Source organism: Rhodococcus sp. LMD, from assembly GCF_056108245.1.
In genome coordinates this window covers 740,364-752,915 of record NZ_CM148557.1, presented here as the reverse complement: position 1 = coordinate 752,915, position 12,552 = coordinate 740,364, and the positions used below count along the sequence as shown (strand labels likewise).

13 protein-coding genes are annotated in these 12,552 nt (G+C 70.8%); 7 read left to right on the top strand and 6 right to left on the bottom strand.

The annotated features are described in order from the left end of the window. Positions 1-13: 13 nt before the first annotated feature. A complete protein-coding gene (locus ACWPQI_RS03480; protein ID WP_003935852.1) occupies positions 14-283 on the bottom strand; it encodes a DUF2277 domain-containing protein in 270 nt (89 codons plus the stop codon). Positions 284-306: 23 nt separating this feature from the next. Then, a complete protein-coding gene (locus ACWPQI_RS03475) occupies positions 307-891 on the bottom strand; it encodes a TetR/AcrR family transcriptional regulator (protein WP_017680971.1) in 585 nt (194 codons plus the stop codon). Positions 892-979: 88 nt separating this feature from the next. Between ACWPQI_RS03475 and ACWPQI_RS03470 the strand changes: the two genes are divergently transcribed. Both ACWPQI_RS03470 and ACWPQI_RS03465 read left to right on the top strand, forming a co-directional pair. Next, positions 980-2,377 carry a cytochrome P450 gene (locus ACWPQI_RS03470; RefSeq protein ID WP_026137821.1) on the top strand — a complete coding sequence of 466 codons (1,398 nt, stop codon included), beginning with the start codon at positions 980-982 and terminating at the stop codon, positions 2,375-2,377. A gap of 125 nt (positions 2,378-2,502) precedes the next feature. Next, complete coding sequence (locus ACWPQI_RS03465; protein ID WP_017680969.1) at positions 2,503-2,850, top strand: hypothetical protein; 348 nt, start codon at positions 2,503-2,505, stop codon at positions 2,848-2,850. A 67-nt stretch (positions 2,851-2,917) separates the two neighbouring features. On the opposite strand, the gene ACWPQI_RS03460 is transcribed toward ACWPQI_RS03465, so the two are convergent. The 4 genes from ACWPQI_RS03460 to ACWPQI_RS03445 all read right to left on the bottom strand — a co-directional run bounded on the left by ACWPQI_RS03460 (position 2,918) and on the right by ACWPQI_RS03445 (position 6,790). Next, positions 2,918-4,066, bottom strand: coding sequence for an acetyl-CoA C-acetyltransferase (locus ACWPQI_RS03460; RefSeq protein WP_237211379.1), 1,149 nt, complete (start codon positions 4,064-4,066; stop codon positions 2,918-2,920). 34 nt (positions 4,067-4,100) lie between these two features. Continuing rightward, complete coding sequence (locus ACWPQI_RS03455) at positions 4,101-4,703, bottom strand: TetR/AcrR family transcriptional regulator (RefSeq protein ID WP_010594484.1); 603 nt, start codon at positions 4,701-4,703, stop codon at positions 4,101-4,103. Between the two features lie 66 nt (positions 4,704-4,769). Further along, entirely contained in the window at positions 4,770-5,570 is an 801-nt protein-coding gene (locus tag ACWPQI_RS03450) for an SDR family oxidoreductase (protein WP_010594485.1), read from the bottom strand. Next, complete coding sequence (locus ACWPQI_RS03445) at positions 5,567-6,790, bottom strand: acyl-CoA dehydrogenase family protein (protein WP_474738642.1); 1,224 nt, start codon at positions 6,788-6,790, stop codon at positions 5,567-5,569. The genes ACWPQI_RS03450 and ACWPQI_RS03445 overlap by 4 nt, the downstream gene beginning before the upstream one ends. Before the next feature lie 44 nt (positions 6,791-6,834). Between ACWPQI_RS03445 and ACWPQI_RS03440 the strand changes: the two genes are divergently transcribed. Genes ACWPQI_RS03440 through ACWPQI_RS03420 form a run of 5 tightly spaced genes read left to right on the top strand, consistent with a single transcriptional unit; the run spans position 6,835 to position 12,437 of the window. Then, positions 6,835-8,382: a FadD3 family acyl-CoA ligase gene (locus ACWPQI_RS03440; protein WP_026137818.1), complete on the top strand. Its 1,548-nt coding sequence runs from the start codon at positions 6,835-6,837 to the stop codon at positions 8,380-8,382. Beyond that, a complete protein-coding gene (locus tag ACWPQI_RS03435; RefSeq protein WP_010594488.1) occupies positions 8,379-9,266 on the top strand; it encodes an enoyl-CoA hydratase in 888 nt (295 codons plus the stop codon). Before ACWPQI_RS03440 ends, ACWPQI_RS03435 begins: the two co-directional genes overlap by 4 nt. After that, positions 9,266-10,426: an acyl-CoA dehydrogenase family protein gene (locus ACWPQI_RS03430; RefSeq protein ID WP_010594489.1), complete on the top strand. Its 1,161-nt coding sequence runs from the start codon at positions 9,266-9,268 to the stop codon at positions 10,424-10,426. Before ACWPQI_RS03435 ends, ACWPQI_RS03430 begins: the two co-directional genes overlap by 1 nt. Beyond that, on the top strand, positions 10,423-11,391 hold the full coding sequence (locus ACWPQI_RS03425; RefSeq protein WP_048773357.1) for an acyl-CoA dehydrogenase family protein: 969 nt from the start codon (positions 10,423-10,425) through the stop codon (positions 11,389-11,391). The genes ACWPQI_RS03430 and ACWPQI_RS03425 overlap by 4 nt, the downstream gene beginning before the upstream one ends. Then, entirely contained in the window at positions 11,388-12,437 is a 1,050-nt protein-coding gene (locus tag ACWPQI_RS03420; protein WP_040273849.1) for an acyl-CoA dehydrogenase family protein, read from the top strand. The genes ACWPQI_RS03425 and ACWPQI_RS03420 overlap by 4 nt, the downstream gene beginning before the upstream one ends. The last annotated feature ends 115 nt before the right edge of the window (positions 12,438-12,552 follow it).

Below are 12,552 nucleotides of genomic sequence, written 5' to 3'. Positions count from 1 at the left end.
TCGAGGACGTGGTTCAGCCGCGCGCTGCGATCCGCGCCTGCACCTCCGGCCGGCGCAGCGGCGGCACCGTCGGCGGCGGCTGGCGGCGCGGCGGGAGCCGGTCGAGCAGCCGCATGGTGACGGCCGTGACCTCGGCGACGGCCTCCTCGAACGGTTCGCGGGTGGCGTCGGACAGCTTGTGGACGCCGCTGACCTTGCGCACGTACTGACGGGCGGCGGCCTCGATCTCCTCGTCGGTCGCTGCCGGCTCGAGCCCGCGCAGTTCCGTGATGTTCCGGCACATGGACCGAGGGTAACGCCGGACCGTCAGCCGAGGCGACCGCCGAGCATGCCCCGCAGTGCGTTCAGGCACAGCTCCCGTAGCTGTTCGCCGGTGACGGCGGGGTGATCGTGCCAGTCGACGCAGACGCTGCGGACGAGGGCGATCCAGCCCTGCACGGCCACCGCGACGAGTTCGCGTTCGTCGTCGGGCGGGGCGAGGGCGTCGAGGATGCGCTCCTGCTGCACGCCGAGTTCGGCGTCGACGATCGCGCGGATGCCGGCGTCGGCGGAGTCCGCGGCCCGGTTGACCGCCGCGACGCCCTGCCGGTGCGAGGCGACGTAGTCGAGGTAGGCGTCGAGGCCCGCGGTGATCCGCTCGGCGACGGTGAGCCGCGGATCCGGTTCGGTGACGGCGAGCAGCCGGTCCGATTCGCGTTGGACGACCGCCGCCATGAAGTCTCGCTTGGTCGGAAAGTAGTGGTACATCAGGCCACGTGAAACCCCCGCGAGCTCGGCGACCTCCTCGATCCACACGTCGTCGTAGGCACGCTCGGCGAACAGACGCGCGCCGATGTCGAGCAGCTGCGCGCGGCGCTGCTCGGGATCGAGACGTCGGCGGGGTTGGGCCACGAATCCAATCTAGTTCTTGACAGACGTCCGTCCCGGCGTAGCGTGGCTACTGTACACGGATTCAATAGCTGGGGGTCGGAGCATGGTCATGGCCACGTCGCGGGTGTTCGACACCGAAATTCCACGCCCGCCGAAACGCCTGCCCCTCGCCGGCGACGTCCTGGGCATGTCGCTGAAGACCCCGGTGCAGAACTCGATGGCCACCCACAAGGCCCTCGGCCCGGTGTTCGAGCGGACGGCGTTCGGCCGTCGCTTCGTGTTCGTCTGCTCCGGCGAACTCACCGCCGAGCTGTCCGACGAGAAGCGCTTCGCCAAGCACCTCGCCCCGGGGGTCGAGGCCCTGCGGGCGATCGGCGGCGACGGGCTGTTCACCGCCTACAACGAGGAACCGAACTGGCGTCGCGCTCACGAACTGCTCATGCCGGCGTTCACGCAGCAGGCGATGCGCCGGTACCACGCCACGATGCTCGACGTCACCGCTCAGCTCGTCGCGCACTGGGACCGCCGGGCACGCAGCGGCGGCGACGTCGACGTCGCCGCGGACATGACGAAGCTGACCCTGGAGACCATCGGCCGCACCGGGTTCAGCTACTCGTTCGAGCCGTTCGACCGCGAAGAGCGGCACCCGTTCGTCGAGGCGATGGTCGGCGGCCTGTCGTTCTCGCAGCGCAGCATGCTGCGCACCGTTCCCGTCGTCGGGCGCTTCCTCTTCCCCGCCGCCAAGCGGCAGTACGACCTCGACCGGGCGCACATGCACGACGTCGTCGACGCAGTGATCCGCAGCAGGAGCGATGCGCCCGGCCCCGCCCCCGACGACCTGCTCGAGCTGATGCTGCGGGCGGCCCGCGAGGACGATCCCCACAGGCTCGACCCCGTCAACATCCGCAACCAGGTGCTCACCTTCCTCGTCGCCGGACACGAAACCACCTCGGGCGCGTTGTCGTTCGCCCTGTACTACCTGATGCGCGACCCACGGGCCTACGCGCGGGCACGGGCGGAGGTCGAGGAGGTCTGGGGCGACGGCGAGCCCGCCTTCGAACAGATCGCCAAGCTGCGCTACGTCCGCCGGGTGCTCGACGAGGCGCTGCGGCTGTGGCCGACCGCACCCGCGTACGCGCGGGAAGCGAAGGCGGACACCACCCTGGGTGGCCGGTACCGGATGCGCGCCGGCGACTGGGTGCTCGTGCTGCTGCCCGCGGTGCACCGGGACCGCGCGGTGTGGGGCGACGACGCCGACGAGTTCGACCCCGACCGATTCCTGCCCGAACGGGTCCGGGCCCGCCCCGCGCACGTGTACAAGCCGTTCGGCACCGGAGAACGCGCCTGCATCGGACGGCAGTTCGCGCTGCACGAGGCAACACTCGTGCTGGGAACCCTGTTGCGCCGGTACGACCTGACGATGGATCCCGGCTACCGGCTGAAGGTCGCCGAACGTCTCACGCTCATGCCGGAGGGCCTGCACGCCCGGGTGTCCTTCAAGTCCTGAGCGGCCGCCCGCCCGTGTCGTACGCTGTGCCCGACGGGTGGGAGAGGCCCGCACGGGAGGGAGAAGCCATGCGATTCGGGTATGCAGGTGCGACGGCGGCGGTGTTGTCCACGATCGTTACGGCAGTGGTTGTTCCGGCCACGGCCCAGGCGACCGCCACCGCCGACGTCGTCGCGGGTCGCGAGCGGGTGAAGGTGACGGTGCACGGCGTGCCCGTCCACCCGGAGAGCTGCCGCGTCGATCCGGACGCGGACGGGAACACCCGCAGTCTGCCTCTCGAGCCGTCCGGGTCGATGGTCGCCCATCAGGTGGCGCCCGGGCCCCGGCGGGTGGTCGTCTGGTGCCCGGACGGCGGCGTCGTCCACCAGCAGATCGTCCACGTCCTGCCCGCCGATCCGCTCGCCGATCTCGCGGACCATGCGTTCCGCACCGCCGGCAGCAGCGACCGCGTCACCGACCCGACCCTGCGCTGACGCGCCGGTGCGTCCTTTGGGTTGCCCTGACCGCCCAAAGGACACACCGGCGGCGCAGCCGCCCCGGCTACACGCGCTCGATGATCGTCACGTTCGCAGTGCCGCCGCCCTCGCAGATCGTCAGCAGCCCGTACCGGCCCTCGCGCCGCTCGAGCTCGTTGAGCAGCGTCGCCATCAGCTTGGTGCCGGTGGCGCCGAGCGGGTGACCCAGCGCGATGGCGCCGCCGTTGACGTTGACCTTGGCCGGGTCTGCGCCGATCTCCTTGATCCAGGCCAGCACGACGGGGGCGAAGGCCTCGTTGATCTCGACCAGATCGATGTCGTCGATGCTCAGACCGGTCTTCGCCAGCGCGTGCTGCGTGGCCGGGATGGGCGCGCTGAGCATGAAGATCGGGTCGTCGCCGCGGGCGCTGAGGTGATGGATCCGTGCACGAGGCTTCAGGCCGTACGTGCGCACGGCCTCGTCGGAGGCGAGCAGCACCGCCGACGCACCGTCGGAGATCTGGCTGGCGACGGCGGCGGTGAGCCTGCCGCCCTCGACGAGCGTCGCGAGGGACGCCATCTTCTCGAGGCTCGTCTCGCGGGGCCCCTCGTCGACGGCGGCGTCGCCGAGCGGGACGATCTCGCCCTCGAAGCGGCCCTCGGCGATGGCCGCCTTGGCCCGCTCGTGGCTCTGCAGCGCCCAGCGCTCGAGGTCCTCACGACTGAGACCCCACTTGTCGGCGATCATCTCGGCACCGCGGAACTGCGAGACCTCCTGATCGCCGTAACGCTCGGTCCAGCCGGTCGAACCCCCGAACGGGGTGTCGAAGCCGTACTGCTGCCCGACGATCATCGCCGCCGAGATCGGGATCTGCGACATGTTCTGCACGCCGCCGGCGACGATGAGGTCGGCGGTGCCGGACAGGATGGCCTGCGCACCGAAGTGCAGGGCCTGCTGGCTCGACCCGCACTGCCGGTCGACGGTGACGCCGGGGACGTGCTGCGGGTAGCCGGCGGCGAGCCACGAGGTGCGGGCGATGTTGCCGGCCTGACCGCCGATGGCGTCGACGCAGCCGAAGACGACGTCGTCGACGTCGCTCGGGTCGATGCCGGTGCGGTCCACGATCGCCTTGATCACGTGCGCGCCCAGGTCGGCGGGGTGGACGGCGGACAGGCCGCCGTTCTTCTTGCCGATCGGGGTGCGTACCGCGTCGACGATGTATGCCTCGGTCATGAGGGACTCCTAGTCGGTTCCGGGAAAAGTCGGTTCAGGGATTGGCAAGTCCGTCGAGCACGATGGACAGGTACTGCTGGGCCACCTTGTCGGCGGTGAGGGTGCCACCGGGCCGGTACCAGCGCACGGCCACCCACACGGTGTCGCGCAGGAACCGGAAGACGAGTTCGACGTCGACGTCCGGCCGGAACGTGCCGTCGGCGATGCCGCGCTCGATCACCCCCACCCACAGGTCGCGGAATTCGGTGTTGCGATCGGAGATGTAGGAGAACCGCTCGTTCTCCACGAGCCGCTTGGCCTCGTCCTGGTAGATCGCGACCGCGGCGTGCGACTTGTCGATCGACTCGTACGACGCGGTGATGAGCGCCTCGAGGGTGGCACGCGAGTCCGAACCCGAGGCGACGATCTCGCGGTAGCGACCGAACAGGTCGTCGAGAAATCCCCGCAGGATCTCGTCGACCATCGACTCCTTGGAGTCGAAGTGGTGGTAGAGACTGCCCGACAGGATGCCTGCGGCGTCGGCGATGTCGCGCACGGTGGTGGCACGCACCCCGCGCGAGGCGAACAGTTCCGCGGCGATGTCGAGCAGCTCGGCCCGACGCCCGGACTTGGTGGCATCGTCTCTGGGAGGAGTCATGAAGGCATCCTTTCAGGGCTGCCGTGCGCGGTTTCGGTAGCGGCCGCTACCGGAACCGCGCACGGGTCAGGCCCGCTGCGACGAGATCGAGACGACCTCACCGGTCAGGTACGTGGTGTAGTCGCTGGCGAGCATGGCGATGGTCGCGGCGATCTCCCAGACCTCCGCGGCCCGCCCGTACGCCTCGTCGGCGGCGAGCCGGTCGAGCAGTTCCTCGCTGGTGACCTTCGCGAGGAAGGCGTGCCGCGCGATCGACGGCGCGACGGCGTTGATCCGGACCCCGTACTCGGCGGCCTCGATCGCCGAGCAGCGGGTCAGCGCCATCACGCCGGCCTTGGCGGCCGCGTAGTGCGCCTGCGAGTGCTGCGCGCGCCACCCGAGCACGGAGGCGTTGTTGACGAGGACGCCGCCGTGGTCGGCCGACCGGAAGTAGCGCAGCGCCGCGCGCGTCGCACGGAAGGTGCTGGTGAGGGTGATGTCGAGGACGCGGTCCCACTGCTCGTCGGTCATGTCGACGACGGGGGTCTCGCCGCCGAGGCCGGCGTTGTTGACCAGCACGTCGATGCGCCCGAGTCGCTCGGCGGCCCCGGTGATCAGCGCATCGACCTGCTCGGTCGAGGAGACGTCGCACACGACGGACTCCACCTGCTGCGACGGGAACTCGGCGGCGAGCTTGTCGACCGTCTCCCCGAGCCGGCGCTCGTGGAAGTCGGAGACGAGCACGTCGCCGCCCTCGAGCAGGGCGCGACGGGCGGTCGCGAACCCGATGCCCGTGCCGGCGGCGGCGGTGACGACGACCTTCTTGCCGCTCAGCAGGCCGTGGCCCGGGGTCTCGACGGGCGGGGTGGCGAGGGGGGAAGTGGTCACGGACGAGCCTCTCGGGGAAGGCCGAGCACGCGCTCGGCGATGATGTTGCGCTGGATCTCGTTGGATCCGCCGTAGATGGTGTCGGCGCGGGTGAACAGGAACAGCCGCTGCCATTCGGCGAGCTCGAGGTGCTCGGGGTCCGAGAGCACCGACGGGTTGCCGGCGTGGTCGTGGTCCGGTCCGGTGAGCGAGGCGGGCCCCTGCACGTCCATTGCCAGGGCGCCGAGGTCGCGATGCCAGTTGGCCCACAGCAGCTTCGCCACCGACGCCTGGCCGGGGTCGGCGTCGCCGAGGGTGCGCACGGCGTGGGCCCGCATGACGCGCAGACCGATCCGGGCGCGGGCGATCCGTTCGCGGATGTGCGGGTCGTCGGCCGCACCGGTCGCGACCGCGAGATCGGCGATGCTCTGCAGCTCCCGGGCGAAGCCGATCTGCTGGCCGAGGGTCGACACTCCCCGCTCGAAGGTGAGCAGGCCCATCGCGACCTTCCAGCCGTCGCCGGGAGCACCGACGACGAGGTCGGCGTCGGTGACGGCGTCGTCGAAGAAGACCTCGTTGAACTCGGAGGTGCCGGTGAGCTGCTGGATGGGCCGGACCGTCACGCCCGGCTGATCGAGCGGCACGAGCAGGAAGCTCAGGCCGTGGTGCCGGGTCGAGCCGGGTTCGGTGCGGCACACCACGAACGCCCACTGCGCGACGTGCGCGAGCGACGTCCACACCTTCTGGCCGTTGATCACCCACTTGCCGTCCTCGAGCCGGGCGGTGGTGGAGACGTTGGCCAGGTCGGAGCCCGCACCGGGCTCGGAGTAGCCCTGCGCCCACAGTGCGGTGACGTTGCGGATCCCGGGCAGGAAGCGGCGCTTCTGTTCCTCGGTGCCGAAGGCGACGAGGGTGGGGCCGAGCAGTTCCTCGCCGAGGTGGTTCACCCGCGCCGGTGCGTTCGCCTTGGCGTACTCCTCGTGGAAGATCACCTGCTGCTCGAGGGTCGCACCGCGGCCACCGTGCTCGGTGGGCCAGCCGATGCAGGTCCATCCGGCGGCGGCGAGGTGCCGGTCCCAGGCCAGACGTTCCTCGAAGAACTCGTGCTCGCTGCCCGGTCCGCCCTTGCCTCTGAGCGCGGCGAACTCGCCGGTCAGGTTCTCCTCCAGCCACCGGCGGACGGTCGCGGCGAATTCGGTGTCGGCCAAACCCGTGTCGTCCAGTCTCTCGCTCTCATGCACGTCTGTACGATAACCTACCAAGCACTTGCTAGGTAGGGAGCTCCGTGACTGCACAACCGAGAACCACACCGGCCGCCGTCGAACGCGCCGCATCGGTGTACGCCGACCGGACCGCGATCGTCGACGGCGACGTGCGACCGACGTTCGCACAACTTCGCGATCACGTCCGCGAATTCGCCGCCGCGCTCGTCGCCCACGGCGTCGGGCCCGGCGCACGCGTCGCGATCTGGTCGCCCAACACCCACCACTGGATCGTCGCTGCGCTCGGGATCCAGTGGGCCGGCGGCGTCGTCGTCCCCGTCAACACCCGCTACACCGGGGCCGAGGCGCACGACATCCTCGACCGCATCCGTGCCGAGGCCCTCGTCGTCGCCGGCGACTTCCTCGGCACGGACAGGTACGCCGCCCTGCGCGCCGCCGCGCCCGGCCTGCACGTGCCCACCGTGGTGCGGGTCCCGCTGGGTGGGACCGACGCACCGGCCGACGGCGTCGTGGACTGGGACGACTTCCTCGCCGCGGCGACGGCGGACGCGCGCACCGAGGCCGACGCCCGGGCGCGGGCCGTCTCCCCCGACGACGTCAGCGACATCCTGTTCACCTCGGGCACGACCGGGCGCAGCAAGGGCGTGCTCAGCGCCCACCGGCAGCTGATCGGGGTCGCGCAGGCGTGGGCCGAGTGCGCCGAGCTCACGCCGGACGACAACTACCTGATCATCAATCCGTTCTTCCACAGCTTCGGCTACAAGGCCGGGTTCGTCGCCGCGCTGCTCGCGGGCGCGACCGCCGTGCCGATGGCGGTGTTCGACGTCGAGAAGGTCATGGCCACCGTCGCCGACCGGCGGATCAGCGTGCTGCCGGGCGCACCGACGATCTACCAGAGCATCCTCGACCACCCCCGCCGCGACGAGTTCGACATGTCGTCCCTGCGGATCGCGGTCACCGGGGCCGCACCCGTGCCCGTCGCGCTCGTCGAGCGCATGCAGAACGAACTGAGCTTCGACGCCGTGCTCACCGCGTACGGCCAGACCGAGGCCGTGGTCGCGACGATGTGCCGCACCGACGACGATCCCGTCACCGTCTCCACCTCCTCCGGCCGCGCCGCCGCCGGCTTCGAGGTCCGCATCGGCGACAAGGGCGAGATCCTGCTGCGCGGCCCGAACGTGATGCTCGGTTACCTCGACGACCCGGAGGCCACCGCCGAGACGATCGACGCCGACGGCTGGCTGCACACCGGCGACGTCGGCACCCTCGACGAACGCGGCTACCTCGACATCACCGACCGGCTCAAGGACATGTACATCAGCGGGGGGTTCAACGTCTATCCCGCCGAGATCGAGGCGGCGTTGATGCGCCTGCCCGGCGTCCACGAGGTCGCGGTCGTCGGCGTGCCCGACGAGCGCATGGGCGAGGTCGGCCGCGCGCACGTCGTCGCCCTCGAGGGCAGCGGCCTCACCGAGGAGTCGGTGATCGCGTTCTGCAAGGAGAAGCTGGCCAACTTCAAGGTGCCGCGCTCGGTTCGCTTCACCGGGCACCTGCCCCGTAACCCGTCCGGCAAGGTTCTGAAAAACATTCTGCGTGAGGAGAAGTCATGACCGTCCCCTACGAGCCCGATGTCGTCACCTACGAGGTGCGCGACGGCATCGCGATCGTCACCCTCAACCGGCCGGACTACCGCAACGCGCAGAACTCCGTGATGACCTACGCGCTCGACGCCGCCTTCGAACGCGCCGTCGAGGACGACGAGGTCAAGGTGATCGTGCTCGCCGGCAACGGCAAGCACTTCTCCGCCGGGCACGACCTGGGCACCCCCGGTCGTGACCACCACGTCCACTACGACAACAAGGCCGTCATGTGGTGGGACCACGTCGACAAGCCCGGCGGCGACCAGCGGTACGCCCGCGAGATGGAGGTGTACCTGGGCATGTGCCGCCGCTGGCGGGAGATCCCCAAGCCGACGGTGGCGATGGTGCAGGGCGCATGCATCGCCGGCGGCCTCATGCTCGCGTGGGTGTGCGACCTGATCGTCGCCTCGGAGGACGCGTTCTTCTCGGATCCGGTGGTGCGGATGGGCATTCCCGGCGTGGAGTACTTCGCCCACCCCTGGGTCCTGGGCACGCGCTTCGCCAAGGAGATCCTCTACACCGGTGACCGCTTCGGTGCCCAGCGCGCCTACGAGGTCGGCATGGTCAATCGTGTCGTGCCACGCGAGAAGCTCGAGGAGGAGACCCTCGCCCTGGCCGGACGGATCGCGGAGATGCCGCGGTTCGGGCTGGCCCTGACCAAGCGCGCCGTCAACCAGTGCGAGGACCAGATGGGCATGCGCAACGGCATGGACTCGGTGTTCGGCCTGCACCACTTCGCGCACGCCCACAACGCCGAGGTCGGCACCGACTCCCTCGGCGGCATGAACGCGAAATCGATGGCCGCGAGCGCACGCCCGGTGAGCGGCTCTGCCGCGCAGGAAGGAACGAAGTAGTGGATCTGCAACTCGACGACGCGACCCTCGCCTTCCGCGACGAGGTCCGCGCCTTCCTCACCGAGAACGTCCCGTCGAGCCCGCTGAAGTCCATGGACACGGCCGAGGGCTTCGAGGAACACCGCGAGTGGGAACGCACCCTCGCCGAGGCCCGTCTGTCGGTCGTCTCGTGGCCCGAAGAACTCGGCGGGCGCAACGCCACGCTGCAGCAGTGGGTGGTGTTCGAGGAGGAGTACTACCGCGCCGGAGCGCCGGGCCGGGTCAGCCAGAACGGTATCTTCCTGCTCGCTCCCACGCTGTTCGAGCACGCCCACCCCGACCAGCTCGCGCGCATCATGCCGCGCATGGCCCGCGCCGACGACATCTGGGCCCAGGCCTGGTCCGAGCCGGAGTCCGGCAGCGACCTCGCGTCGCTGCGCTCGACCGCCCGGCGGGTCGACGGCGGGTGGCTGCTCAACGGTCAGAAGACGTGGAGCTCGCGGGCGTCCTTCGCGGACATGGGCTTCGGCCTGTTCCGTTCCGACCCGGATGCGCAGCGGCACAAGGGCATCACCTACTTCATGTTCGATCTGCGTGCCGAGGGCGTCACCGTCCGGCCCATCGACCAGCTCGACGGCGAACCCGGCTTCGCGGAGATCTTCCTCGAAGACGTGTTCGTCCCGGACGATCCCGCCGACCCCGGCGAGTCCGGCGTGATCGGCGGCGTGAACGAGGGATGGCGCGTCGCGATGAGCACCGCCTCGAACGAACGCGGACTGTCGCTGCGCTCCCCCGGACGGTTCCTCGCCACCGCCGACCGCCTGCTGGCGCTGTACGCGGCGTCGGACCGGCACGGGGACGCGGCCCTGCGCAACCGCGTCGCCGACGCGTGGATCGGGGCGCGCGCATACGAGTTGTCCACCTGGGCCACCGTCACCCGGCTGCAGGACGGCGGCCAGCTCGGCGCCGAGTCGTCCATCAACAAGGTGTTCTGGTCGGACTGGGACATCGCCGCCCACGAGACCGCGCTGGACCTGCAGGGCCCGGCCGCGGAGATCGCCGACGGCTGGACCGACGGCTACCTGTTCTCGCTGTCGGGGCCGATCTACGCGGGCACCAACGAAATCCAGAAGAACGTCATCGCCGAGCGGCTGCTCGGCCTTCCGAAGGGCGACCGATGAGATTCGCGCTCGACTCCTCCCACGAGGACTTCGCGTCCAGCATCGACGCGCTGCTCGCCAAGTCCGATCTGCCTGCGGTCGTCCGGTCGTGGGCCGCCGGTGACACCGGCCCCGGCCTGAAGGTGTGGCAACGGCTCGCCGAGGTCGGCGTCGGCGCGCTGCTCGTCGACGAGGACCACGACGGTCTCGGGGCCGACGCCGTCGACCTCGTCGTCGCCATGGAACAGCTCGGTCGCCACGCGGTGCCCGGCCCGATCGTGGAGACCGTGGCCGTCGCGCCGATCCTGCTGGCCGCCGTCGCTCCGGACCGGCTGCCCGCACTCGCCTCCGGTGAGCTCGCGACGGTCGCCGCGGCACCGCACGTGCCGTACGCGGTCGACGCCGACGTCGCCGACCTCGTGCTGCACGTCGACGGCGGCACGGTCTCGACGGGCACCGCCGGCGACGTTCGGCAGTCCGTCGACCCGGCCCGTCGTCTGCATGCCGTCGCCGCGGCGGACGCATTGGGCGACACGGACTTCGGCGCGGCGTTCGACTACGGAGCCCTGGCCACCGCGGCGCAGCTGCAGGGGCTCGGACGCACCCTCCTCGACACCACGGTCGAGTACGCGCAGCAGCGCAAGCAGTTCGGTCGCGCCATCGGCTCGTTCCAGGCCGTCAAGCACCACCTCGCCGAGGTCGCCGTCGGCCTCGAGATGGCGCGCCCGCTGCTGCTCGGTGCGGCCCTCGCGGTGCGCGACGGCGCAGCGACCGCCTCCCGCGACGTCTCGGCCGCGAAAGTCGCCTGCGGCGACGCGGCCTACCGGGCGGCACGGACGGCACTGCAGGTGCACGGCGCCATCGGCTACACCCTCGAACACGATCTGTCGCTGGCGTTGACCCGGGTGCGGGCCCTCGTCACCGCGTGGGGCACCGCGGACGTGCACCGGGCGCGGGTAGTCGACGCACTGGAGGACGCATCGTGACCTTCGAGACCGAGGATCGCGCCGCGCTGCGCGAGTCGGTGCGCAGCCTGCTCGCCCGGCACTCCGATTCCGCGGCGGTGCGCAAGGCCATCACCCTCCCGGACGGCTACGACGCCGACCTGTGGCAGAAGCTGGTCGAACAGATCGGGGTCGCAGCCCTCGCCGTGCCCGAGGAATACGACGGTGTCGGCGCCTCCCTCGCCGAGACCCACGTCGTGCTCGAGGAACTCGGCCGCACGCTCACCCCGTCGCCGATGCTCGGCTCGGCGGTGCTCGCGGCCCAGGCTCTGCTGCTCTCCGGCGACACCGACGCATGCACCCGCCTGTTGCCGGGCATCGCCGCCGGGGAGATCGCCGCGGTGTGCTGGGCTTCCGAAGCCGGCTGGTCCACACCCGGTGTCGTCCTCGAGGGCGGCCGGCTCGACGGCACCGCCCACTACGTGCTCGGCGGGGACGTCGCGACGACCTTGCTGGTGCTCGCGGCCGACGGGGACGACGTCGCGCTCGTCGAGGTGGATCCGGACGCCGACGGTGTCGTGCGACGCCGGGTGCCGACGATGGATCCGACCCGCACCCTCGCCGAGGTGCGCTTCGAGGGGGTGACGGCCCGGCGGCTCGCGGCGTCCGCCGCTCTCGAGGAGCGCCTGCGGACCGTCGCGCTGATCGCGCTGTCGGCCGAGCAGGTCGGCGCGGCCCGGGCCGCGCTGGATCTGACGGTGGAGTACTCGAAGAACCGCAGGCAGTTCGGCCGGGTCATCGGGTCGTTCCAGGCGCTCAAGCACCGCATGGCCGACATGTACGCACTGGTGGAGACCGCACGCTCGATGTCGTACGCGGCCGCGCTGTCGCAGGACACGCAGGACGCGTACGCGGCGAAGGTTTACTGCTCGGAGGCCTTCGAACAGGTGGCCGCGGAAGCGATCCAGTTGCACGGGGGCATCGCGATCACCTGGGAACACGACGCGCAGCTGTACTTCAAACGCGCGCACGGGGCGGCCCAGCTGTTCGGGCAACCGCGGGAGTTCCTGACCGCGATCGCGCGTTGAGCGCGGGCGGCACCCGCATCCGGGTGCCGCCACCGTTGCCGGCGGCGGCACCGTCCGTACACCGTCTGCCCGGTCCGTAGCAGCGGGACATGCACATCGTCCGCTCGGTTCGGTA